This window comes from Streptomyces sp. ActVer (genome assembly GCF_027270795.1).
Classification (GTDB): Bacteria; Actinomycetota; Actinomycetes; order Streptomycetales; family Streptomycetaceae; genus Streptomyces; species Streptomyces umbrinus_A.
This window is the reverse complement of sequence record NZ_JAPWHT010000076.1, coordinates 1-22,841: the sequence shown is the minus strand read 5'-3', so window position 1 is coordinate 22,841 and position 22,841 is coordinate 1. Positions and strand designations below refer to the sequence as shown.

At 67.9% G+C, this 22,841-nt stretch carries 26 protein-coding genes, 1 tRNA gene and 2 pseudogenes; 15 read left to right on the top strand and 14 right to left on the bottom strand.

The window, feature by feature from the left end:
- The first annotated feature begins 16 nt into the window (after positions 1-16).
- Positions 17-517, top strand: coding sequence for a sensor domain-containing protein (locus O3Q52_RS15335; protein WP_332112913.1), 501 nt, complete (start codon positions 17-19; stop codon positions 515-517).
- Here O3Q52_RS15335 and O3Q52_RS15330 read toward each other — a convergent pair.
- Positions 486-1,076 carry a TetR/AcrR family transcriptional regulator gene (locus tag O3Q52_RS15330; protein WP_269649334.1) on the bottom strand — a complete coding sequence of 197 codons (591 nt, stop codon included), beginning with the start codon at positions 1,074-1,076 and terminating at the stop codon, positions 486-488. The genes O3Q52_RS15335 and O3Q52_RS15330 overlap by 32 nt on opposite strands.
- On the opposite strand from O3Q52_RS15330, the gene O3Q52_RS15325 reads away from it, so the two are divergent.
- Positions 964-1,677 (top strand): transposase, encoded by a 714-nt coding sequence (locus O3Q52_RS15325; RefSeq protein WP_332112912.1) that lies wholly within the window; start codon positions 964-966, stop codon positions 1,675-1,677. The genes O3Q52_RS15330 and O3Q52_RS15325 overlap by 113 nt on opposite strands.
- On the opposite strand, the pseudogene O3Q52_RS15320 reads toward O3Q52_RS15325, so the two are convergent.
- A pseudogene (locus tag O3Q52_RS15320) lies at positions 1,575-1,907 on the bottom strand (MFS transporter); the annotation flags it as partial. The gene O3Q52_RS15325 and the pseudogene O3Q52_RS15320 overlap by 103 nt on opposite strands.
- Between O3Q52_RS15320 and O3Q52_RS15315 the strand changes: the two are divergent.
- The 5 genes from O3Q52_RS15315 to O3Q52_RS15295 all read left to right on the top strand — a co-directional run bounded on the left by O3Q52_RS15315 (position 1,866) and on the right by O3Q52_RS15295 (position 4,818).
- A complete protein-coding gene (locus O3Q52_RS15315) occupies positions 1,866-2,342 on the top strand; it encodes an enoyl-CoA hydratase/isomerase family protein (RefSeq protein WP_269649331.1) in 477 nt (158 codons plus the stop codon). The pseudogene O3Q52_RS15320 and the gene O3Q52_RS15315 sit on opposite strands and share 42 nt — an antisense overlap.
- 132 nt (positions 2,343-2,474) lie before the next feature.
- Positions 2,475-3,290 carry an oxidoreductase gene (locus O3Q52_RS15310; RefSeq protein ID WP_269649330.1) on the top strand — a complete coding sequence of 272 codons (816 nt, stop codon included), beginning with the start codon at positions 2,475-2,477 and terminating at the stop codon, positions 3,288-3,290.
- Positions 3,291-3,428: 138 nt separating this feature from the next.
- Positions 3,429-3,629 carry a hypothetical protein gene (locus tag O3Q52_RS15305; protein ID WP_269649342.1) on the top strand — a complete coding sequence of 67 codons (201 nt, stop codon included), beginning with the start codon at positions 3,429-3,431 and terminating at the stop codon, positions 3,627-3,629.
- 50 nt (positions 3,630-3,679) lie between these two features.
- The gene (locus O3Q52_RS15300) at positions 3,680-4,336 is read left to right on the top strand and encodes a TetR/AcrR family transcriptional regulator (protein WP_269649338.1); all 657 of its coding nucleotides are present in this window, start codon (positions 3,680-3,682) and stop codon (positions 4,334-4,336) included.
- A gap of 278 nt (positions 4,337-4,614) precedes the next feature.
- Positions 4,615-4,818, top strand: coding sequence for a hypothetical protein (locus O3Q52_RS15295; RefSeq protein ID WP_269649329.1), 204 nt, complete (start codon positions 4,615-4,617; stop codon positions 4,816-4,818).
- A 233-nt stretch (positions 4,819-5,051) separates the two neighbouring features.
- Here the strand turns inward: O3Q52_RS15295 and O3Q52_RS15290 are convergent, their stop codons facing one another.
- Positions 5,052-5,654: a TetR/AcrR family transcriptional regulator gene (locus O3Q52_RS15290; RefSeq protein ID WP_269649328.1), complete on the bottom strand. Its 603-nt coding sequence runs from the start codon at positions 5,652-5,654 to the stop codon at positions 5,052-5,054.
- A 168-nt stretch (positions 5,655-5,822) separates the two neighbouring features.
- Here O3Q52_RS15290 and O3Q52_RS15285 point away from each other — a divergent pair, with 168 nt between their 5' ends.
- Positions 5,823-6,536 carry an SDR family oxidoreductase gene (locus tag O3Q52_RS15285; protein ID WP_269649327.1) on the top strand — a complete coding sequence of 238 codons (714 nt, stop codon included), beginning with the start codon at positions 5,823-5,825 and terminating at the stop codon, positions 6,534-6,536.
- A 392-nt stretch (positions 6,537-6,928) separates the two neighbouring features.
- On the opposite strand, the gene O3Q52_RS15280 is transcribed toward O3Q52_RS15285, so the two are convergent.
- The 4 genes from O3Q52_RS15280 to O3Q52_RS15265 form a co-directional block, all read right to left on the bottom strand.
- The gene (locus O3Q52_RS15280) at positions 6,929-7,759 is read right to left on the bottom strand and encodes an enoyl-CoA hydratase/isomerase family protein (protein ID WP_269649326.1); all 831 of its coding nucleotides are present in this window, start codon (positions 7,757-7,759) and stop codon (positions 6,929-6,931) included.
- A gap of 106 nt (positions 7,760-7,865) precedes the next feature.
- Positions 7,866-8,672, bottom strand: a complete 807-nt coding sequence (locus tag O3Q52_RS15275; RefSeq protein WP_269649325.1) for a strictosidine synthase — start codon at positions 8,670-8,672, stop codon at positions 7,866-7,868.
- A 33-nt stretch (positions 8,673-8,705) separates the two neighbouring features.
- On the bottom strand, positions 8,706-9,572 hold the full coding sequence (locus tag O3Q52_RS15270) for an alpha/beta fold hydrolase (protein WP_269649324.1): 867 nt from the start codon (positions 9,570-9,572) through the stop codon (positions 8,706-8,708).
- Between the two features lie 49 nt (positions 9,573-9,621).
- Positions 9,622-10,617, bottom strand: a complete 996-nt coding sequence (locus O3Q52_RS15265; protein ID WP_269649323.1) for an NADP-dependent oxidoreductase — start codon at positions 10,615-10,617, stop codon at positions 9,622-9,624.
- Between the two features lie 149 nt (positions 10,618-10,766).
- On the opposite strand from O3Q52_RS15265, the gene O3Q52_RS15260 reads away from it, so the two are divergent.
- Positions 10,767-11,390 (top strand): TetR/AcrR family transcriptional regulator, encoded by a 624-nt coding sequence (locus tag O3Q52_RS15260; RefSeq protein ID WP_269649322.1) that lies wholly within the window; start codon positions 10,767-10,769, stop codon positions 11,388-11,390.
- 45 nt (positions 11,391-11,435) lie between these two features.
- Positions 11,436-11,618, top strand: a complete 183-nt coding sequence (locus tag O3Q52_RS15255) for a hypothetical protein (RefSeq protein ID WP_269649341.1) — start codon at positions 11,436-11,438, stop codon at positions 11,616-11,618.
- Positions 11,619-11,666: 48 nt separating this feature from the next.
- On the opposite strand, the gene O3Q52_RS54380 is transcribed toward O3Q52_RS15255, so the two are convergent.
- From O3Q52_RS54380 to O3Q52_RS15240, 4 genes are all read right to left on the bottom strand, one after another.
- On the bottom strand, positions 11,667-11,990 hold the full coding sequence (locus O3Q52_RS54380) for an alpha/beta hydrolase (protein WP_369124164.1): 324 nt from the start codon (positions 11,988-11,990) through the stop codon (positions 11,667-11,669).
- Between the two features lie 322 nt (positions 11,991-12,312).
- Positions 12,313-13,230: an alpha/beta hydrolase gene (locus O3Q52_RS15250; protein ID WP_269649321.1), complete on the bottom strand. Its 918-nt coding sequence runs from the start codon at positions 13,228-13,230 to the stop codon at positions 12,313-12,315.
- A gap of 64 nt (positions 13,231-13,294) precedes the next feature.
- Positions 13,295-14,356, bottom strand: coding sequence for an alkene reductase (locus O3Q52_RS15245; RefSeq protein ID WP_269649320.1), 1,062 nt, complete (start codon positions 14,354-14,356; stop codon positions 13,295-13,297).
- Between the two features lie 318 nt (positions 14,357-14,674).
- Positions 14,675-15,466, bottom strand: a complete 792-nt coding sequence (locus O3Q52_RS15240; RefSeq protein WP_269649319.1) for an SDR family oxidoreductase — start codon at positions 15,464-15,466, stop codon at positions 14,675-14,677.
- A gap of 695 nt (positions 15,467-16,161) precedes the next feature.
- Between O3Q52_RS15240 and O3Q52_RS15235 the strand changes: the two genes are divergently transcribed.
- Positions 16,162-16,728, top strand: a complete 567-nt coding sequence (locus tag O3Q52_RS15235; RefSeq protein ID WP_269649318.1) for a TetR/AcrR family transcriptional regulator — start codon at positions 16,162-16,164, stop codon at positions 16,726-16,728.
- Between the two features lie 68 nt (positions 16,729-16,796).
- Here the strand turns inward: O3Q52_RS15235 and O3Q52_RS15230 are convergent, their stop codons facing one another.
- Positions 16,797-17,168, bottom strand: a complete 372-nt coding sequence (locus O3Q52_RS15230) for a hypothetical protein (RefSeq protein ID WP_269649317.1) — start codon at positions 17,166-17,168, stop codon at positions 16,797-16,799.
- A gap of 1,024 nt (positions 17,169-18,192) precedes the next feature.
- Here O3Q52_RS15230 and O3Q52_RS15225 point away from each other — a divergent pair.
- Positions 18,193-18,265, top strand: a tRNA-Arg gene (locus tag O3Q52_RS15225).
- 230 nt (positions 18,266-18,495) lie between these two features.
- On the opposite strand, the pseudogene O3Q52_RS15220 reads toward O3Q52_RS15225, so the two are convergent.
- A pseudogene (locus tag O3Q52_RS15220) lies at positions 18,496-18,687 on the bottom strand (hypothetical protein); the annotation flags it as partial.
- A 139-nt stretch (positions 18,688-18,826) separates the two neighbouring features.
- The gene (locus O3Q52_RS15215) at positions 18,827-19,567 is read right to left on the bottom strand and encodes a GntR family transcriptional regulator (RefSeq protein WP_269649316.1); all 741 of its coding nucleotides are present in this window, start codon (positions 19,565-19,567) and stop codon (positions 18,827-18,829) included.
- An 80-nt stretch (positions 19,568-19,647) separates the two neighbouring features.
- Here O3Q52_RS15215 and O3Q52_RS15210 point away from each other — a divergent pair, with 80 nt between their 5' ends.
- From O3Q52_RS15210 to O3Q52_RS15200, 3 genes are all read left to right on the top strand, one after another.
- Complete coding sequence (locus tag O3Q52_RS15210; RefSeq protein WP_269649315.1) at positions 19,648-20,742, top strand: DUF1152 domain-containing protein; 1,095 nt, start codon at positions 19,648-19,650, stop codon at positions 20,740-20,742.
- 227 nt (positions 20,743-20,969) lie between these two features.
- Positions 20,970-21,605 (top strand): hypothetical protein, encoded by a 636-nt coding sequence (locus O3Q52_RS15205; protein ID WP_266759944.1) that lies wholly within the window; start codon positions 20,970-20,972, stop codon positions 21,603-21,605.
- A complete protein-coding gene (locus O3Q52_RS15200; RefSeq protein WP_269649314.1) occupies positions 21,602-22,090 on the top strand; it encodes a hypothetical protein in 489 nt (162 codons plus the stop codon). The genes O3Q52_RS15205 and O3Q52_RS15200 overlap by 4 nt, the downstream gene beginning before the upstream one ends.
- The last annotated feature ends 751 nt before the right edge of the window (positions 22,091-22,841 follow it).

Here is a 22,841-nt window from a genome sequence, read left to right as displayed (position 1 = left end):
TCCTAGCCTGAACGGCATGAGGAAGACGACGCGGCAGGCGGCCGGGGCAACGGTCCGGCTGGCCAGGGCCGCGGTCCTGACCTTCGGCACGATGCTCTTCCTCACGGTCCTGCTGATCACGGCCACGGCCACCCTCGCGGTGGTGGGCGCGGGGCTGCTCCCCGAGACGGTGACGCTGGTACGCCGGATCGCAGGGGCCAAGCGCCGCCAGGTGACCGAGTGGACGGGCGAACGGATCCCGGAGGCCTGCCTCCCGCTGGACGACGGCCCGCTCCGCGCCCGCCTGCGCACCGCGGTCCGGGACCCCGGCACACTCATGGACCTGCGCTGGATGTTCGCCCAGTACGGCTACGGCAGCGTGCTGCCGATCCTGATGCTCCCGCTGTGGCCGGCGGCGCTGCTGGTGGACGGAGTGCGCTGCGGACTCCTGAACCGCGCCCCGCTCGTCCTCCCCCCTGAGTCACCGGAAACTACTGGCAGAGCCTTCAGGCACACTGCCCGGCGTCCAGCAGGGTGAGGGCGTTGTCGATCCCCTGATCGAGGAGTTCATGGGCGAGTTGACTGTCGGTCAAGGCACGGGACAGTTGAAGTGTCCCGGCCATCAGCCCGAGGAGGCCGAGTGCCTTCACACGCGCTGAGGACGGGGCGTCGGGTGCCATGCGGGCGGCAATGCCGTCGATGAGGACCAGCACGCCGTCGGTGTACGCCTGCCTGGTTGTGTCGGTGCAGCGTCCGATCTCGTCGAGCAGAGCGGCGTTGGGGCAGCCGTCACCAAGGCTGTCGCGGTGCAGGGGCGACAGGTATCCCCGCACGATCTGCTCGACTCCGGCACGGCCGGGCGCAGCCCGCGCGACGACATTCTCGGCCTGCGTCTTCAACTGGTCGGCGATCGCCGTGGTGACGAGGTCGTCCTTGGACTCGAAGTGAGCGTAGAAGGCCCCATTGGTCAGCCCCGCGTCCTTCATGAGAGTCGAAACCCCCGAGCCGTCGATACCGTCTTGCTTGAACCGACGGCCCGCCGTCTCGATGATCCGCCGCCTCGTCTCCGACTTGTGCTCTTTGGTGTACCGCACCACAGCGCACACGCTCCTTCGCCGACCGGAAAGGACCGGTTGCCCTTCACCGACTCCCTACAGCTTATTATATTGCGAACGTAATCTAAATAATCGCCGCCCCTGCTCTACCACATCAGCGACCTCGGAGGCCCGACTCCCGACAGTGAGCGCGCCTCGGTGCCGGGCGAACCAAGGCCGCCCCGCAGGTGGCCAACGGCAGACGCGGGTGAGCCATCTCGCCGTCCAGATCGCCGGGTCCCGCGGCGCGGGCAAGTCCGACCCCGTCGACGCCCACGCCGCCGCGACCGCGATCCTCTCCGGCCTCGCCACGAGAACCCTGAAGTCCGGGGACGGCGTGGTGAAGGCGATCCGAGTCCTGCGCGTGGTCCGCAGGAGCGCGGTCAAGGCCCGTAACCAGACCATCAACCAGATCCGCACTCTCATGGTCACCACACCCTCCGAAGTACGTGACAAGCTGCGCGACCTGTCCACCCGTGAGCTGATCGACACCCGCGCCCGGCGGGGCATCAGCAACGCGATTGCCGCGGCCAGGGCGACCGCACCGGCTCCGACCCAGAGGGCCGGGATCAGGCCGTCGACGAATCGTGTGGCGGACTCGTAGCCGCCCTGGGCGGAGAAGACGGCGGCCAGTGTAGCGACGCCGATGGCGCCGCCGACCTCACGGATCGCGTTGTTGGCGCCGGAGGCGATGCCCTCTTCCTCGGGGCGGACGGTGCTCATGACGAGGTTCGCGCTGGGCGCGAAGAACATTCCCATGCCGGTTCCGCAGACGATCATCGCGGGCAGCAGGTGGGTGCAGGAGACGTTCGGCTCGACGGTGATCGCCCAGAGCCCGAGGGCGGCGGCGGGATTCTTCCCGGTGGCCGGGGCTCAGAACACCTGCCCCGGCTCATCGGACGGGATCGGGCACTCGAAGCCATCCTGAGCAGCAGTGACTACGGCGCCGACACGGCAGAACGCTACGGATGGGTGGCCCGCTCCGTCGCCGACGCCGAGCTGGACGACTTCGTGGACGGTGCGGCAACCCGGCTGGCGTCATTCGGCAAGGCGGCGCTGGCAGCCGCCAAGGCTCGGGCCAACCGGGCGACGCTCCCGCCCGATGCCGACCCGCGAACGGCCTGCACGCAGTTCCTGAGCTCCCTGACCCGGCCAGGGATCGAGGCATTCCTGCCCCGGTTCGAGAAGCTCGCTGCCGAAAAGGGTCTCCAAGAGCCGGAAGTCCGCTCCGGTGACCGCCTCGGCATCGCACGCCAGGAGAGCCGGTGAATACCGACTCCCCACGTTTCCGGATCCTTTCCCAGATCGCCGGACGTGCCCCCTTGCCATCGACCGACGACCGGCATATGGTCGTACGACCGTAAGACATACGGTCGTAATGCAAAAGCAAGGGAGTCTGTCATGGCGACAACTCGGCCGGTGGCGCTCGTGACAGGGGCCTCATCGGGGATCGGCAAGGAGACGGCCCGCGCCTTCGTCGCGGCGGGTTTCGAGGTGATCGGAACCGGCCGCAGGACCTCCGGACTCACTCCGCCCGCCGGTGTGACGTACCTCGACCTCGACGTCGGCAGTGACGACTCGGCCACCGCCGCGGTCGGAGAGGTGATCGCCCGGTTCGGACGCATCGACGTCCTGGTCAACAACGCGGGCATCGGCTCGGCGGGCGCCGTCGAGGAGAACTCCGTCGCCCAGGCCCAGAACGTCCTGAACATCAACGTGCTCGGTGTCATCCGTATGACGAAGGCCGTCCTTCCGCACATGCGCGCGCAGGGAGGCGGACGCGTCATCAACATCTCGTCCGTCCTCGGGGTCGCCCCCCAGCCCTTCATGGCCCTCTACGTCGCGTCGAAGCACGCGATCGAGGGCTACTCCGAGTCGCTGGACCACGAGGTCCGCGAGCACGGTGTGCGGGTCCTCCTCGTCCAGCCCGCCTACACCAAGACCAGCTTCGACACCAACGCCGCACAGCCCGACACCCCGCTGCCTCTGTACGCGGAGCGGCGGCGCGACTTCGACAAGATGATCGCGGATGCGATGAAGGACGGCGACGACCCCGCCGTCGTCGCCAAGGTGATCGTCACCGCGGCCACCGACAAGAAGCCCAAGCTGCGCTACACCGCCGGACCGCTGGCCGCACGCGTCACCACGGCTCGCCGCCTCGTCCCCGCCGGAACGTTCGACAAGCAGATCCGCAAGAACAACCACCTGCCCACCTGACACCCCGGCCCGGCTTCAAAGGCGCCGATGGCATTTCAGGTCCGGCTTCAGGGGCGCCGATTCCGCCCGAACGCCTCCGGTGTACCCGGCATCACCGACATCACCGATGTCCTCGAAAGTCCATCGAACGGTCACTCGTTGATTTACCGAGGAGAGTCATGCAATGGCACCTACAAGCCCGTCCTGACCAGTGCGGACGGTCTCGCCTCGCCCTCCGCGACCGCGGTCCGCGGCGACCGGCTGTACATCACCGACGGCGGGGTCCCCGAGCCCCACGACCCGAAGCTGCAGACCGCCAGGATCAACCTCCCCGCGCTCCTTGCAGGCGCGGCCCACTGACCCGACCAGCGGCAGCCGGGGCGCAAGCCCCGGCTGCGACGGAGGGACGCATCGTGCGGTACACGAAAGAACACAAGCAGGAGACAAGGCAGCGGATCATCACGACGGCCGGCCGCCGGCTCAAGCGCAACGGTTTCGAGGGCTCCGGAGTGGCCACGCTCATGAAGGACGCGGGACTGACCAACGGCACCTTGTACGCCTACTTCGCGTCCAAGGACGAACTCATCGCCACCGCGGTCGCCGACCAGATGCGCGCACAGCACGAGAACATCGTCGCGCAGGCGGCACCCGGCCGCGCCGGACTCGAACAGATGATTCTCTGGTACTTCTCGACCGAGCAGCGCGACAGCGTCGAGGACGGCTGCCCCAATGCCGCCCTGCTCGACGAGATAGGACGCTCCACGGATTCCACCAGGCAGGCGTACACCGACGGCGCGCTGGTCCTCGTCGACGGCTTCGCCGCCCGCATGGCACCCCATGACCCGCCGTCGGCGCGTCTGAAGTCACTCGGCCTCCTCGGCATGATGGCCGGGACCCTGCAACTCTCCCGTGCCCTGACCGACCGGCGACTCGCCGACCAACTCCTCGAACAGGGCATCCACAACGCCCTCGCACTGCTGGATTCCGAGCAGCACGACCGCTCGCTTCAGTCGGTGACATGTCTTCCACGTCGGGAGGTGAAAACGGGTGATCCCGGCCCGGCGTGATTCCGGTGAAGACCACCCCCTTCGTGATCTGCCACACCGATGGCCTCCGCATTCGCGGCTCATCCCACCCGGGGAGGCGCGTGCCCAGCCCGCACCTGGCCGAACGCGCCGCCCAGCCGGACGCCGGTCCTCCCTCTACCGACCGACCTGGCCGGCCCCAGCGATGAGCGGCGCATTCGGCGCCTGCCCGGGCCGGACTTCGGACTGGTCTTCGGCAGCCTGACCTCAGCCCACAGCCCTCAGCGCCCTCCCGATCGGGTGAGCAGCCACCCGCCGACGTGGTGGCCCTGTCGCAGTGGGTGCGCTCCGCGTGGGCGGCCTTCGCCACCACCGGCAACCCCGGCCGGCCCGAGTGCGGCACCGAGCAGCGTCTCACCCGGCGCATCGACACCGACCCCGGCGGTACCCCCTATCCGGCCGAAACCACCCTCCGCATCTGGACGGACCACGCCTTCAACTCCCTCCCGCTACGCCCGTCCTGAGTGCCACCGGAGCGGAAGCAAGGCCTGGCCGACTCCGCCCTTCCGTCGGCAGCGCTCCGGCGAGGTCCCGGTGCGGGCCCTTTCGGCTCACCGGTGACCACGACGCTCTGGCCGTGCTCCACGACCGCGATCGGACCAGCTCGCGATCACACCGCAGCCACTGCCGGACACTTGCCTCCGGCGCCCGGGCCGGAGGCAAGTCGCCACCGGCACGGCCTGAGGCCGGCCGCGCTTCAGCGAGGCAGCAGGACCTCGACCTGCCTCCGGATGTCCTGCACGATCTCCTCGACGCTCAGGCCGACGTTCACGCTCGCCGCCGTGCTGAGGAACATCACGGCCGACACGATGTGCGCCAGCGTCGCGGCGTCGCCCTCCGTGACCCGCTCGTCGCGGCGCAGCGCGGCGGCGATGGCCTCCTCGGCCTGCGCGACGATGGCGAGTGCCGCGCCGTGCCGGGGCTCCTCGGGGTCGCCGAAGACCATCTCTCGCAGGTAGGTGCGTCCGTTGTCGACCTGGGTGCGGTTGCACTCCACGATCGGCCGGACGATCGCCAGCACCGCGTCCAGCACGCCCGGGACGGCCTCGGCGTCCGCCCGGCCCTGCTCGAGCGCTTCGGCGTACTTGGCGTTCTGCACGAGCAGGAGGAGTTCGCCCTTGGTCTTGGCGTAGAGGAACAGGGTCCCGGTGCCGATGTCGGCCTTGTCGGCGATCTGCTGGGTCGTGACCTCATCGATGCCGTGTTCGGCGAACAGCTCAGTGGCGGCGGCGACGATGCGGTCGAACTTCTCCTGTTTGTTCCGCTCGCGCCGTCCGACCGGCCGGGGGGCGACAGACATGACGGTGTCCTCCAGGAGTAGATTCTGACTGTAGTCAGTTATGATTACACTCGCTACCGCGTGCGCTCGAATACGGCCGCGCTCATTCTCCCACGGCAGGGCGCGGAGTCATTGGTCCATCCGTGCAGAGCCACGCACCTCACATCCCCCTGAAACGAAGGAACACCCATGCCCTCCCTCGATGGAGCAGTCGTCCTCGTCACCGGCGCCAATGGCGGTATCGGCACCCACTTCGTCCACGAGGCCCTGGCTCGCGGCGCCGCCAAGGTCTACGCCACCGCCCGTACCCCCCGCGCCTGGAACGACGAGCGCATCGTCCCCCTGGCGCTCGACGTCACCGACCGCGCGTCGATCACCGGGGCCGTCTCCGCCGCGGCGGACGTCACCGTGCTCGTCAACAACGCGGGCGCCACCCCGCCGAGCGCGAGTCTGCTGGACGTCTCCGAGGCGGACATCCGGGCGAACATGGAGACGAACTTCTTCGGACCGGTCCTCCTTGCCCGCGCCTTCGCACCGGTCCTCGCGGCCAAGAAGGGGGCCATCCTCATCGACGTGCACTCCGTTGCCAGCTGGTACGCCTTCGGCGGCGCCTACAGCGCGTCCAAGGCCGCACTGTGGTCGGCCACCAACTCGCTGCGTATCGAGTTCGCACCCATGGGCGTCCACGTGACGGGTGTGCACATGGGCTACGTAGACACCCGGATGGCCGCGCACGCCGACGGACCCAAGATGCTGCCGACGCAGCTGGTGACGACGGTCTACGACGCGGCCGAGGCCGGCGAGTACGAGGTCCTGGCCGACGAGTTGACCCAGGGGGTCAAGGCGGCTCTGAGCGGCCCGGTCGAGGCGCTCTACCCGGACCTGCGCGGCACGAACGCCTGAGCTTGTTCTTCGGTCCCGATGTGATCTCCTGACGTCGGGACCGCGTGATCCATGGGGTTTGACCAGGGCACTTCCCCGACACCACCCGCAGCCCTGTCGGCGTACAGGCCGCGCCCACTGGGTGGTGAGCCCTGGCCAGTCGGCCCGTGACCCGACGCGCTCGAATTCTCCGGCGATACCGGGGCGCCGGCCAGCCACGGTACGGAAGACGTCGAACACGACCGCGTCCGCGGCGGCGCCGATCCGTCGGTCGTCCTCGGCGGTGACCGGGCTTCGCGTCATGGTTCCCCTCCCCCGTCGAGCACGCGTACGAAGACGACCCAGGTCGGACTCGCGACAGAACGAGAACGGCCGCGGCATCCGGTGCGTACCTGCTCGCTTGCTGCCGGGTGTCAGCGTTGCTGGTTGGCGACGCCGATGTGGTGCCCGAGACGGTGTTCGAAGTCGATGCCGGCCTGTTCGGCGACGGCCTGCGTGTCTGCGGCCCGGGTGAGGAAACCGGGGAGGGTGAGGGAGCGGGTGAACTCGCCGTACGCGGCGACCAGGTCCGCGTCCGGGGGCAGGGATGCCCGGTTGATCTGGGCTTTGGCCGAGGCGAGTGAAGTGCGGTCGAAGGAGGCGAGCCGGGCGGCGACGGTGCCGACGAAGGCGTCGAGTTCGCTGTCGGGGAGGGCGCGGGTGACCCAGCCCCAGCGCTCGGCGGTGTCGGCGTCGTAGTCGTCGCTGGTGAGGATGGCTTCCAGGGCGCGGTCGCGTCCGATGGCGCGAGGGAGGCGTTCGGTGCCGCCACCGCCGGGCAGCAGTCCGCTGCCGACCTCGGGCTGTCCGAAGATCGCCTTCTCACGACTTGCGTAGCGCAGATCGAGGGCGAGGGCGAGCTCGTTCCCGCCGCCGCGGGTGCGTCCCCGGATGGCCGCGATGGTGATGTACGGCGCCCTGGAGAGTTCCAGGACCAGATTCGTCCATGCCGGCACCGCGTCCGGGTCCTCGGGGGCGGGGAAGTCGGCGGCGGCGGCCAGGTCGAAGTGGTTGTAGAAGAAGTCGGGGGTGGCGCTGTCGAACAGCACGACCTGGATGTCCGGGTCGGTGGCCAGTTCCCCGACGATCTCGATGAGGCGCAGGACGGTCTCGCCGGCGATGAGGTTGACGGGCGGGTTGGCGAAGGTGATCTTCGCGATCTGCGGTGAGGTGCGCTCGTATTGGATGGTGCTGTGCTCGCTCATGGCTGGCTCCGGATACGGATGCGTGACGGGTGTCGGACGGCGACGGGGGCGCGAGGAGGGCCGGGAAGCGTGGCGCGGATGAGTTGCCGAGCAGAGCCCGCGCCGCTCACTCCTCGTAGTGCGGGAGGATCTCGCCGTTCTTGACGTAGGTGAGGGCGGCAGTGACGTCGTAGGCGTGGATCGCGGAGACCTGCGGTGCCGGCCGGTCGGACAGGTCCTGGATCACGGGGCCGGCGAAGAAGGCGTCCCGTGCCGCGGTGTCGGTGAAACCGAGGCTGACCGAGGCATGAAAGCGCTGGTCGTGAGGGTTGTCGTGGGCGACGTCCGGGGTGTCCCAGAGCTTTTCGATCCAGGGCAGGAACGTCTGCGTGCGCAGTTCCTTCAGCACTCTGGTGCCGGCGAGCGCGGGAGCGAGCTGCTCGTTGACGAACTTCCGGAAGGCGCCGGCTCCGACGCCGTCCCTGCGGCGCAGGTAGACGAGAGTGCGGGCACCGACAGTCTCTCCGGGGCCTGCGACGTCGTACCAGCGGGATGAGTTCGGCGGGCCGGCGTAGAGCAGGGTGCGGCGGAACACGTTGATCTCGTCGGCGTAGGCCAGCTTCGTCTGCTTGCGCCCTTTCAGGGGTGCGAGCGCCGACTGGAAGGTGACTTCCGCGACGCCGTCGATCTTCCGGTCGGCGGGGATCGCGGTCTGGACCCCGTCGGTGGCCGGCCACCGGCCCGGGTTGTGCTCGGCGAGGTGGATCTGCCGGTACTCCTCCAGGCCCGGGGTGGCGGAGATGATCCCTGAGTGCGGGCCCTTCCAGTGGTCCATGCCGGTCTGGCGGGGCTGGTCGGTGCGCACCCACAGCAGGATCGAGGAGGTGAGGTGCTTCTTCACTTCAAGGGGTGCGACGGCCGGTGACGTACTCATGATGTTGCCCTTCTCTTCCTGGCCAGGCGGTGGTCATCGGGCGAGGAACTCGACCGCCACGGGGGCGAACTCGTCGTGGTACTGGAAGATGCCGCCGTGCCCGGAGTCGGGGTAGATGATCACCTTGCTGTCCTTGATGCGCCGGTGCAGGTCCTCCGACAGGACCGAGGGCACCATGCGGTCGTTGTCGCCGTTGGCGATCAGGGTGGGCTGAGTGATCGTCGACAGGTCGTCGGGAGCGGAGCGCCCCCACTTCTTGATCGCCTTCAGCTGCGTCTGGAACGCCTTGACCTTGATGTCCGCGTCGCGGTCGACGGTGCGCTCCTTGAGCCGGTTGACGAACGCGCGCGCGGCGGGCTTACCGGTGGCGTTGCGGTTGAAGAACAGGAATTCCTTGGGGTCCGAGCGGGTCAAGGTGGCGCGCAGGATGTCCCGGTAGGTGGTTCCGGCGACCTTGTCGATGTCCTTGCCGCCCTTGGGCCCGGTGCCGGTGAGGACGAGCTTGCGGACGAGCTCGGGGTGCTTCACCACCAGTGCCTGGGCGACCATGCCGCCGAGGGAGAAGGAGAAGACGTCGATCTTGTCGTACCCGAGCGCCTTGATGAAGGTGTAGGCGTCGTCGGCCATCGCCTCGACACTGTCCGGCACCTGGCCGGTGGACGCCCCGACACCACGGTTGTCGAAGGCGATGACGTGACGGCCCTTCGCGACGGGGTCGACGATGCGGGGGTCCCAGTTGTCCAGGGTCGCGGCGAGGTGGACGAAGAAGACGACGGGGATGCCGCCCTTCGGTCCCAGCTCGCGGTAGGCGTAGGTGACGCCGCCGGCGCTGACGGTGCGGGCCGGGGCCTTCGCGTAGGAGGTGATGACGGCTTCGTTCGGGGTGTCGGTGCTGCTCATGACGGATTCTCCTGGTCTGTGTCGTGTCGCCCGTCGCGGTTGCGGCGGGTCAGCTGTTGCCGATGACGGCCTTGCCGCGGATGCCACCCTGGGACAGGGACTGCAGCGCCTGCGGGGTCTCGTCGAAACGGACCACCTTTCCCACGACCGGGCGCACCACGCCCTGGTCGATGAGGGTGGTGATCTGGCGGAGCTGGTCGCCGCCGGCGCGCATGAGCAGGAACTCGTACGTCACGCCGAGCTTCTTCGCCTGCTTGCGGATCTTGTGGCTCAGACCTGCGACCGCCAGGCGCAGCAGCGGGTTCAGGCCGGCCTCGCGGGCGAACGCGGGGTCCGGGGGACCGGCGATCCCGATGGCCTTGCCGCCGGGCTTGAGCACCCGCAGGGACTTCTCGAGAGTCTCCCCACCGATGCTGTCCAACACCAGGTCGTAGCCGGTCAGGAGCTGCTCGAAGTCCTGGGTGCGGTAATCGATCACCGTGTCCGCGCCGAGCGCCCGCACGAAGTGCGCGTTGGAAGCGCCGGCGGTCGTGGCGACGCTCGCACCGAGGTGCGCGGCGAGCTGGATCGCGATCGAACCGACCCCGCCGGCGCCTGCGTGGATGAGAACCTTCTGCCCGGGCCGCACCTTCCCGCGCTCCACCAGCGCCTGCCACGCCGTGAGCGCCACCAGCGGCAGCGAGCCGGCCTCATTCATGCTGATCGAGGCGGGCTTGAGCGCCACGTCGCCCTCCGCGACGGCGATGCGCTCGGCGAACGTGCCGATGCGGTCCTGGGCGGGCCGGGCGTAGACCTCGTCTCCGGGCTTGAAGCCGCGAACCGCCGTCCCGACACCGATGACGGTGCCCGCGACGTCGTTGCCCAGGATCAGTGGCAGCTTGTAGGGCAGGACCTGCTTGAACTCACCGGCGCGGATCTTCTCGTCCAGCGGGTTCAGCCCGGCGGCCTCCACCCGGACCAGCACGTCGTGCTCCCCCACGGTGGGCTCGGGGACTTCCGCCTCCTGCAGCGGCTCCTTGTACTTGGTGACGACGAACGCTCTCATGGGGCGCCACTCCTAGTCTTCGTCCTATTTATCCGGGTTTGAGATTGGATCGGCAAACCCGGCGCGACATCCGGAACCTCGCCTCACCCGACCAATCCGAGTACACTCAACTATGAGTCCACTCAGAAATATTGTCAAGGGAGGTCCCCATGGGAAGCGGTCACATGCCGATCGGGCGCCGCGAGAGGGCCAAACAGGACAAGCGCGAGCGCATCATGACCGCAGCCCGCGAGCTGTTCGTCGAACACGGCGTCGGCAGGGTTACGACGCAGCAGGTCGCCCGCCGGGCCGATGTCGCGATCGGGACGCTCTACCTGTACGCGTCCACGAAGGCCGAGTTGCTGATCATGGTGCAGAACGAGAAGTTCGCCGCCGCCATCGATTCCGGCCTCGCCGCCGCGAACGCCGCCGCCGGACAGGGCGCGCTGGAGCCGGTCATCGCCCTCATCCGTCCCGTGGTGGAGTGCGTGCGGGAGCACATCGAGAACGGCCGCACCTACCTGCACGAACTCGTCTTCGGCGACCCGGCCGAGCCCTACCGGCAAGCAGGCCTGGCCCTTGCCGGCCGTCTCGAGGACGGCGTCACCGGCCTGCTCACCCGCGACGAGCACATCGGCGCCGCCGACGCGGCAACGCTGGCGCGGGTGATCACCGCGATCATCCACATCAGCACCACCGCCACCGTGCACCTGCACCGCAGCGACGAAGCCGTCCTCGCCGACATCCGCGACCAGATCCACGCCACCCTGGCACCCCACCACCGCGCCGCATGACCACTCGCCCCACGAGCCACCCCCCACCCGGAAAGGGAGCACGTCATGAGCGCGCACTACGTCACGGTCGTGGCCGCCCTGCCCAAGACCCGCTCGGGAAAGATCCTGCGCAGGACCATGCGCGGCATCGCCGACGGCCGCGACGAACCCATCCCGTCCACGGTGGACGACCCGGACGTCATCGAGGTCCTGCGCCCCGTTCTCCGCCGCCCCGGCCACACCCTGTGAAGGGCTGACAGCGCCCTGGCGGACGGTGGCCGAGCACGGCCGCCGGACTCAGCGCGGCACGGCCTGTCGGCCAGGGCGGGGATACAGTCCGCGCAGCGCGGCGTAAGCGTCTTCGACCGCGACGGGCGCGGGATGGTCAGGACCCAGTCGACAACGGACCGCGGCCACGGTGATGCCGAGCTCGCGGGCGAAGGCGATGTTCGTACGGTCGTTCTGCCCGGGTGCGCCGAAGATCAGCCCGCCTCCGTGAATCCGGAGCAGCGCCGGAGCCGCTGCCTTCAGGCCGGTCGGAAGACGCGAAGCGAGACGGGCGGTGCGCCTTGGGCCCTCGCACGATGCGCGGCGACGACAGACACCCGTAGGACGGCACATTGGGGAGGAAGCGACCTTGTTCGAGATCGGGGTGGAAGGCACTCATCGGGTCCTCGGTCCTTCCCCTCGTCGAGGGTGTACGGCATCGTCCGGCCACCCGGCGGGTGGCCGGCGCGCGGCTGCATGAAACTCTCGCGGTCGCGCGCGGCGGTGCGCGCGTGGCTGAGGCTGCCGTCGTGGGCGGCCGTCCAGGCCGTCGGCTGCCGGACCGGGGCGAGGGCGTCGCAGGCCTGCGGGCGAGCGCGGGTCATGTCGGCGTCCGTCCACCGTCTCGATCCGGCAGGCGCGCGGATCGTGCGACTGCCGTGCCTGTCCCTCTCGGTCAGATCTTGGCCTTCTCGCGGACCCAGGCGCCGATCTGTGCGATGGCGGCGTCGGTCTCCGGAATGCGGCCGGCACCGTAGACGTAGGAGTGCTGGCCTCCGGGGACCACGACGGTCGCCGTGTCGATTCCGGCGTCCTTGACGCGGGCGGCGAACTCCTCGTCCTCGCCGGCCAGGACCTCGTACGTTCCCCAGGAGACGAGGGTCGGGGGCAGACCGCTCAGGTCCGCCCGGTTCAGGTTGATCCGGGTGTCCGTGACCTCGATGCCGGTGCCGCCGATCCAGGATTCCCGGAAGAACTCCAGCAGTTCCTTGCTGAGGATCTTGTCCGTCCCGGCGTTGGCCGTGATGGTCTCGTCGGCGATCTCGAGGTCGCACCAGGGGGAGATCGACACGACGGCGCCGGGCAGGGGCTGCTTCTTGTCGCGGAGGCGCAGCGCCAGGGCGACGGCGATGAACCCGCCGATCGAGTGGCCGATCGTGATGATGTTCCCCGGCTCGTACCCTTCGGACAGCAGCCAGTTGAAGGCCGCCTCCGCGTCGTCCACCTGGGCCGGGTACTTGTGTTCCGGCGCGCGCCGGAAGTCGATCACCAGTACGGGGGCCCCGGCGGCCTTGGCGATATGGCCGGCGAGCTTTCGGTCGACGTGTGCCGACGCCAGCACGGAGCCCCCGGCGTGACTGTGCAGGAGGACGTGGTCGGTGTCGGCGCCGACGGGTTCGCACCAGATTCCCGGCACGCCACCCGCGTCCACCTCCCGATAGGTGACGCCTTCCGGCTCCCGGGCCGCGAGATGGACCTGCTCCGCCTGGATGCGTGCCGCGTCCAACTCGGACGGGGGATTCTGCCCTGCGGCCAGCCAATCCGCGAAGGCGGTCGCTTCCGGGCTCAGTTCAACAGCGGCGTGCTCAGACATGTGGTACCTCCAAGGTGACCAATTGGGCATACCGGCCCGCCAGGACCGGTGTCGCCGGGATTTGTCAGGCGGTGAGGGCGGGGTAGTCGGTGTAGCCGGCCTCGCCGCCGCCGTAGAAGGTGGCGGGGTCGGGGGTGTTCAGCGGCGCGCCGGTGCGTACGCGCTCGACCAGGTCGGGGTTGGCGAGCGCCATGGTGCCGACGGTGACGATGTCCGCCAGGCCGTCTTCGACGTCCTTCGCGCGGGCGGCGATGTCGGTGCCGGCCCGGTTGAGGACCATGGTGCTCGGCCACAACCTGCGCAGGGTGTGCAGGAGTTCGTCGTCGCCGCCGTGACCGATGTGCAGGTAGGCGAGGCCGAGCGGGGCGAGGGCACGCACGAGTGCCGGGTACAGCTCGTGGGTGTCGCTCTCGGCAATGTCGTTGAACGGATTGCCGGGGGAGATCCGCAGGCCGGTCCGGCCGGCGCCGATCTCGTCGGCCACGGCGGTGGCGACCTCGACGGCGAAGCGGATGCGGTTGTCGACGGAACCGCCGTAGCGGTCCGTGCGCTGGTTGGTGTTGTCGGCGAGGAACTGGTGCACGAGGTAGCCGTTGGCGCCGTGGATCTCGACGCCGTCGGCGCCTGCCGCGATGGCGGCCGCGGCGGCACGCCGGAAGTCCTCGACCGTGGCGGCGACCTCCTCGGTGGACAGTTCGCGCGGTACCGGCATCTCCTGAGGGCCGGACGGGGTGAACATGTCGCCCGCCGCCTGGACCGGGGAGGGGGCGACCGGCTGCCGGTGGTGGGGGGTGTTGTCGGGGTGGGAGATCCGTCCGGCGTGCATGAGCTGGATGACGATGCGTCCGTCGGCCTTGTGCACGGCGTCGGTGACCTTGCGCCAGCCGGCGATGTGCTCCTCGGAGTAGATACCCGGGGTGAGCGGGTAGCCCTGGCCGTCGGCGTTTGGCTGGGTGCCCTCGGTGATGATGAGGGCGTGCGAGGCGCGCTGGGCGTAGTACTCGGCGTTCAGCTCGGTGGGTATGCCTTCCGGGGTGGACCGGTCCCGTGTCATGGGGGCCATCGCCAGCCGGTGCGGCAGGGAGATCTCCCCGGCGACGATCGGGTTCCACAGGGCGTTCAACATGGATGTTTCCTCGAATAAGGGTGGGAGAGAGTTGCGCGGTGGCGGGCTGGCGCGAGTAGCGCGTAGGCGGTGACCGGCCGGACGGGCCTGGTGACCTTCCACCGTGAAAGGCGGACCGCGTGGAGGGGCGGTCGAGGGTGCGGGCGGGCTCGCCGCGCACATGACCGCCGCCATGGCGATGCTGGGCCCTGGCTGTTTGTCACAGGGGGAGACGCCGAGTGGGTCGGTCTTCCCCATGCCGGAAAACGCATCGGTCGTGTGCGGCAGCGTCCGTGCCGTTGTCACAAAGGGACTGCCGCACCGGAGTCGGAGCGGTGGTCAGCCGCGGTAGCGATCGGCCGGGACCCGCAGCGACAGGTTCGGGACGAGCGCCTGACGCGCCTTCTCGAACGACTCCCAGTCGCTGATCTCCGGCAGCGACAGGATGGTGACGGGCTCCCCGGCGTCGAGGCCGACGAGCGCCGCGTCGACGGCGTCGTCCACGTTCATGACGATCTCGTCGGGGAATGTCGCGAGGTCGACACCGGAGCCGTCCCAGAGCTCCGTGCGGACAGCGCCCGGCAGCACGGCCTGCACCCTGACGGGGCTCTCGGCGAGCTCCTGCTGCAGAGCCTGGGTGAACGTCAGCACGAAGCTCTTGGTGCCGCTGTAGACGGCGCTGACGGGCAGGATGTTGAGAGCCATGGCAGAGGAGATGTTCACGACGGTGCCGTGCCCGCGGGCCGTCAGCCCCGGCAGGACCGCGATGGTCAGCCTGGTCAGCGCTGTCACATTGAGGTTGATCAACGCCTCGTAGGCCGCCGCGTCGGCGGCAGTCAGCGGCGTGAGCAGCGCACCGCCGGCGTTGTTGACCAGCATCTCGATGCTCTCGTCGGTCCGCAGACGCTCCTCGACCACGGAGATCTGCGCCGCATCGGTGAGGTCCGCGGTGACGACGTCCACCGCGCGGCCCGTGCGGCTGCGGATGTCCGACGCGAGCGTTTCCAGCCGCGCGGTGTTCCGGGCCACCAGGATCAGGTCGTAACCCCGGTCGGCAAGCCGATGTGCGTAGGCGGTACCCAGGCCGGCGGACGCACCGGTGACGACGGCGGTCTTGTTCTGCGTGGTCATGGGGTGGATCTCATTTCTGGTCTGACGGATGAGCGGATGAGCAGGGGCCAGAACGTCGGCCGCGCTTTAGATTACGATAGCTATCTAAAGCGGTCCGGTCAACGGACCCGGCGTCGCCGGCCACCACACGCGACCGGAGACCGCTCGACGCACACGGAGCCGCAGGATCGGCGCCGAGCGGGTTCGGCTGACGGCTCCTCGGGTGCCCGGTCGCCATGGACGGCTGCATGTACCGCCCTCACGACGGGCGCGGACACGGCGAACGACATCTCTACGGAGACCCGCGCAGCGCACATACGCCGAGCACGACGCGAGCCGCCTCCAACCGGCGCCGGATCACCCCCGGCCACTCGGGGGCGAGCAGCACGGACTCCGACCTCGACAACCCCTCGGCTTGCCACGCACAGGCTCAGGTGCCCAGACATAGGACCCACGTGCCACCAAAGGCGACCGAACAGGCCCGTTCAGTCGCCACGCATGCGCTCCACGAGATTTCGCATCGGCGCCTTCTCGCAACCACACCCGGGAACGGAGGCATCACACGGCGGAAGTCACCGCCGGTTCGGATGCCGGCCCACGACCTTCTCGCCTTGCCGCAGCGAGAAGGATTCGCACGAAAGAAGTTGTCTTGGCCGGCCGCCCGCGCTTCACATACGATAGATGCACTTCACTATCTATCGTGGGACAGGTGGCTGATGAGTCGCGTTTCGCAAGCGCAAGCGCTCGAGAACCGTAGGCGCGCGGTCGCCGCGGCCTCCCAACTCTTCCGGGAGCGCGGCGTGAACGGCATCAGCGTCGCCGATCTGATGAAGTCCATCGGGCTGACCACGGGTGGCTTCTACAAGCAGTTCCCCTCAAAAGAGGCCCTGGTGGCCGAGGCCGCTCAAGCCGCTTTCGGGGACCTCGACCTACTCCTGGCGGAGTTCGACACGACCCACGGAGATCACGACACCGCGCGCGGCGCCCTCGTCGACTTCTACCTGTCGACCGAGCACCGTGACCAGCCCGGCACCGGTTGTCCCACCGCGGGATTCGCGGGGGACACGGCTCGCGAGTCCACAGCTGGGGAGGTGCGCGAAACGTACGCGGCTGGAGTCCAGGAATTCGCCGCGTGGATGTCCACCGACGCCGACGACGGCCTTCCCGTGGTGGCCACTCTGGTCGGCGCGATCCTGCTTGCCCGGGCCACGGCGGGAACAGAACTGTCGGAGAAGATCCTGGCGTCGACCCACAAAGCCCTGACCGCACCACACCGGCCTTGACCGAGATACTGAACCCAGGTTGGCCGGGTGTGGCCCAACGCCACGTAGTCAAAGGGTTGTTGGTCCCGTCAAGGGGATTGGTTCCCTGCGGCGGCAAGGACGTACTTCCCGTGCCGCCGCAGTCGGTCCAGGTCTTCCTCCCGTAATTCCGAGCTCGGCACTGGCGACTGGAGGTCAGCCGGAAGCCGAACTTCCTCACCTCCGACGCGCCTCTCGTAGTCTGGCGCCCGCACGCAGCGAGCGATGCCTTCAGCGGATTCGGGCTCAAGCTCAGCGGCGTGGGCAACTGTAATCAACACATCGCGGACAGTTGCCAGCACGTCGTCGTCGGACATCCGGACCAGCACGCGGCGCTCGGCAAGGCCGAGTTGAGGAAACGAGGCCCCGTGCTTCGTTTCAATGCCGGCCCCGGCGTCCGCGAGAACCCCGACGGGAATCACGAACCGATGGGAGACATCTTGCACATCTGGACCACTCGCCGGTGACAGCAGCGAAGTTGGCACTTCAGTGACCCGGTGATTTCTTTCGGCTTCATTCGCCTGCGCCTCAGCGGAGGCGTGGGCGTAATTTCCGACGGACGCTCAACGCATGAGGAGAGCTCCGCGAAGGAAAATGTCGTCCACCGTCCTGGCCGTGATTGACCGTCAGGAACGGGTGCTGCTGTGCAGAGTTCACGGCGAGTCCACTTGGCGGCCGATCAAGGCAAGGGTTATCCGTGTCCGGCCGTCCAGATTTTCCGTCATTCACGTTTTGGATCAGCTCTTCTCGCACTGGTTCCTTGCACGCACTCCGGCAGTCGGAAGAATCAACCCGCTACCGGAGCCAGGCGGCCCGAACGTATCGACACATGTCTTCGTCGTCCGGCGCAGCAGAATTGGGTCCATTGTCGCCGGGACCAGGTCTCCTGGCATTCCCGCTTCTTGCCACTCGGCAACAACCGCTCCAGCCGAGCCCACCGCCCGTTGGCCACATCACGCCCCACGATCGGTGATCATCGCCCGCCCAAGATCTACCTTCGCAACACGTCCCAGCTAACGCACCAGCGGCAAGGTGAGCTCCGGCCTGTACGCACAGCAAGAAGCCCCGGCCTCCCGGAACAAGGGACGACGTGCCGTGCCAGACGCCGACGAGACAGCGCCCAGTGGCCCCACAAGCTGACGCATGGAGCAGAACGGTCCAATCGCCCTTGGCCTCTGCCCCCACAACGCCCACCAATCATCCGCTGCAGGTCACAGAAGCTGCAGCTCAGAGGCAATACAGCTCGCCTCCCCGCTCTCCTGCCTCCATACAGAGGACAGCCGCTGGCGCGCATCCGCTAGGCTGTCCCTGGTCAGCCGTTGGTACGTCGCCCTGTCTGCTCAGATGGCAGTGCAGAGCGTGTCGCACCACGTCTGACCAGCGGGCTTGTGCTCCTAGTCGAAGATCCGCAGCCTGGGTTTTCGACAAGGTTTTCCACAAGCCCCCGCCTTCGTAGCTCAGGGGATAGAGCACCGCTCTCCTAAAGCGGGTGTCGCAGGTTCGAATCCTGCCGGGGGCACAACGGTCAAAGGCCCCCACCTCCGAATTTTCGGAGGTGGGGGCCTTTGACATGCACGTCTGACATCCAGGAGGGCGGTCACCAGCGACCTGGGGGTACCCAAGATCGCCATATCAACGCGGGCACGACTCCAGCAGCTCTGAGCAGAGGGACCGTGCCGTGGCGAGCGTCATACAGCCGGATCACGCGAAATTGACCAAGCACACAGTTCAACCAAACCACTTGCACACTCACAGCAGGAGGGGGCCGAATCCTTCATTGGACGGCCAGGCGTCAGCCACCACGGCGGAGACCACGGTCCCGCCGAATCGACTGGGCCCGGAGTGCCATGAGTCGGCGATGGCGTCGACCAGGAACAGGCCGCGTCCGTGTGCCTCGCTGGCCTCTGGGCGCCGCAGTCGCACATTCGCCGGGAACCCCGGCAAGCTAACCGCGCGCCCTTGTCCGGCCGCTGACTCGTCACTCCGTGCCCCCTTCCAGTCCAAGTGGCCTTAGCCACTTCGTGGATAGTGGCATTAGCCACTTGGAGTGTGCAAGTGGTTCGGCGCAACTGCCGGGCTGTCAGGTGAGGGGGTAGCCCTGTTCGAAGGCCCAACGATGCGGGGGATAGGTGGCTTCGGCGAACTCCAACGGCCGGTCCTGAAGGTCGAAGACGACGTGGTGAACGATCAGAACGGCTGAACCGGCCTCCAGTTGGAGGTCCGATGCCTCCTCTTTGGTGGCGCTCCGGGCGCACATGCGGTCCTCGGCATAGCTGCCCTGGCGGCCCGTCATGTTCTCGACGTACATGAGCGTCCCCTCCTGGATCCGCTCCGGCTCCAGGAGCTTCGGCGCACGCTGGCCGACGTCAGGGGCGAACCACGAGGTAGACAGGGTGATCGGCCCGTCATGGTTGTTGGTCACCCGTCGCCGGTGCACGGCCCGACGGTCCTTGACCAGCCCCAAGGCTTCGGCAACGTGATCCGGCGCATCCAGCCAACCGGCCGACGTGATCACCGCGTACTCACCGGGCGTGTAGATCTTCCCGGTCTGCCGGGCCCGGCCGTACAGCTCACGCGCCCACCGGTTGACCTCCAGGCTGCGCACGTACGTGCCCGATCCCTGGCGCTTCTCGACGAGCCCCTGATGACTCAGCGCTTCCAACGACCGTGCAGCCGTGGGCCGGGACACCTTCCAGTCCGCCGCCAACTGGCGCTCAGAGGGCACCTCGTCCCCCGGCCTAAGGTCTCCCCGAAGGATCTGATCGCGGATGAAGTGCGCGATCTGCAGATACTTCGGCTGAGCCTCCTCGATCTGAGGCATTCGCCCTCCTCGTCCAAGTGGCTATGGCCTCTAGCCACTATAGAGTGAGTGGTCAACCCTCGACCCCGTACGCTTGCCGCATGAAGCGGTTGATCGTCGCAGCAGGAGGAGGGGGCGACGCAGTCGCCGCCGCAATGCTTCACGCCGCCCTCTACGGCGACGAGGACCAGGCGGTGATCCTCACGTACGCGTGGGACCGCCTCCTAATCGACCCGGTACCGGGCCCACGAGGACCGGACAACTTCACCGGCCTCGAACAGCTCACCCCGGCAGTCTGGACAGTGCCGGCGGATGCCCGCCCGATCGCTCCAGCGGGCTCCACGCTCCCCCGGCTTGCGGCAGAGCTCCCGCACACCTTCGCGCTGATCGATCCTCACCACGGCGCCGAGGGCATCACACGCCAACTCGAAGAGCTGATCGGCCACTTGTCACCGGAGTCGATCGATCTGCTCGACGTGGGGGGCGACATCCTGGCCCGGGGCGACGAGCCGACACTGAAGAGCCCGCTCGCGGACGCCCTCACGCTTGCCGCATGCTGCCAGGTCAACGCACCCATCCGGCTACTGGTCGCAGGCCCCGGCCTGGACGGCGAACTACCGCTCGACGACTTGCGCGGAATGCTCGGCCCTCCCGTCCACACCCTCACGGCGAAGGACGTCGAACCGATCAGCGCGGTCCTGGAGTGGCACCCGTCCGAGGCCACCGGCATGCTCGCAGCCACCGCCCGAGGCGTACGCGGCACCTGCGAAGTCCGAGACGCTGGCCTACCCGTCGCGCTCACCGACGAAGGCCCCACCGTCCACGAGGTCGACCTGGACGACGCCGTCACCCGCAACCAACTGGCCCGCGCCATCCTGGCGACCGAGACGCTGGACGAGGTCGAGGCCCGCAGCCGGGAAATCTGCGGCTACTCGGAAATCGACTACGAGCGCAACAAGGCCGCATGGCTCAAGGACCAGCCACCCGCGGACTTGGTCCCGCAGACGGTCTTGGCCCAACTCGACCAGTTCGAGGACGAGGTGCGACGCCGCGGAGTCACACACACAACGTTCCGCCACCTCACCGAAGCCCTGAACCTCAGCGGCTCCCAGCGTGAGGACCTACGCCAACTCCTCATCAGCAGCCGCCCGGAGCAGTACACCGCTCCCCTGTGGCGCATCCCAGACGAAGCCTGAGTAGCGACTCCTGCGGGTCGGCAAGGCGCTGAACTCATCCTGCGCACACGACTTCAACCACCACGGCGATAGCTCTCCAGGTGCTGCCCCTGGGTGAATTTTGCATAGTGACACGCCTTCCTCAAATCCTCCTCAGGAAAACGATCAAGATCTTGTCGCGTGCATGCCCTACGCATAACGTTCAAGTGCTCGATCGCCACGGGGGCGGTCCACCGGAAAGGTGTCACATGGGCATCGATTCACGGCGCGCTTCGACCGGCGCTGCCACTGCTGCATTGCTTCTCTGCTTCGGAACTGTGGGCACTGCTGCCGCTGAGGAAGTTCCGGCCGACGACACGGCCATATCTGCTGACCAGACGACGGACATCAACGACAGACAGGGCTGGGAGGACGACACCGACCAGCCGGTTCACGAGAGGACGCCACGTCGGTGTGACGGCCCGTCGACGTGGTACAGCATCACCTCGAAGAAGGCGTACCACATTCCTTCGTGGTGGAACGGCACCAAGTACAAGGACGGTCCGGGTGGCACCATGTCCGTGTCGGTGACCAAGGGTGGCACCATCTCCCTCGAAGTCGGGGGCTCGATCGAGTTCTCGTCCAACGCAATCGTGGCAAAGGCCAAAGCGCAGGTCAGCACCAAGATCACCGGCAGCGTGACCGTCACCACCGGACACACCTATACCCGCGAGATCGGCAAGAACAAATACGGTCACTTGCAGTACGGTTCGTGGGGCTACAAGGTGAATTGGAAGAAGTACAAGTCCAGCGGCAACGGTTGCAATGGCATCGAGATCGGCCACGGCACGGCGACACTGCCCACGTCCGAGACTGGTTGGAAGTACCGGGAAACTTCGTCATGACATATTCGAGCCCGCGGGCCTGGCTCACCGGATGCGCTGTGGCGGCGTCATCGTTCCTGCTCGCTTCGTGCACGTCCGGCAGCGGTGACGACACGAACGCCAACTCTTCCTCGTCGCCTGCACCGAGCGTCTCTCAGACGGCAACCGGGTCGTCCGAAAAGAAGCTCACCGAGCAGGCCCAGGCAGCACTTGCCGCCGTCCACAGCGGGACGATGGTTGAGGCTGGTGCCGAGCGTGTGACCGACGGCATCCACACCGAACCCAACCTGAGCGAGGGTAAGACCTACAGGCTCAACCTGGTGTGCTTCGGCAGCGGCAACGCGCAATTGGCGTTCACACCGGGGAGCGCCGGCGCCAAAACCACGGTGCCATGCGATCAGTCGGTGGTACAGCAACGGATCACCGCAAACAAGCCGATTCGCATCGACGTCGACGGCACCAAGGGATCGACAGGCATGATCGCCTGGCAGATCGACGCCATCTGACCCAGGCACCCAACAAGCGCGCCCTCCAGCATGACCTCTGGAGGGCGCTCAGGTATGCGCTGAACTGGCCACACAGCCAAGCCGAGGCAAGCGGTGTCAAGCATCAGGTGAGGCCACTGCGTCAAGCATCAACCGAGACAAGACATGCCCCTGAACCCCACTGAGTTACAACTTTCTCTACGAGTTCGAGTTCAAGCCCTGCCCCTTCGGGCGGGGAGGGTGATCCCTGGACAACGGCCCGCATGCTCCAACGAAGCCCAAGCCGTCGCGCACCTTGAAATAACAGGACTCGACAGCTCACCCCGGGAACCTCAGCTCTCCCACGCTTCACGAACCCCCAGGGCTTCAGCCTCTGTCCCCGGCGGTCACCGGCCTACGGCGCCATAGCCCAACCGGTCGGGGGGCTCTTGCCTTCGGCATCCGGTCGCGCTGGCCCTATCGGCTTCCGGTCGTCGCTGCGTTGATCACGCCCCACCGGCCCCCACGGGGCCGGCGCGGGCTCGGGGCTCGGGGCTTCGCTCCTGCCTTCGGCCCGCGCCGCCCCGGCCCCGGCCTCGCGCCACTCACGATGCCCCGGGGTGATCACACTTCACGCTCTGATCCCGCCTATGGGCCGATGCACCGGACCGATCCTGATTCCCCTCCCTTGACCCACATCACCAGGCCGCATCCTGAGTAGCTGTTGTCGTTCCGATCTTGAGCGGTGTCCGTCGAACGGGAGTCTCGATTGGGTGGTCGTGGGGTGTTCGGT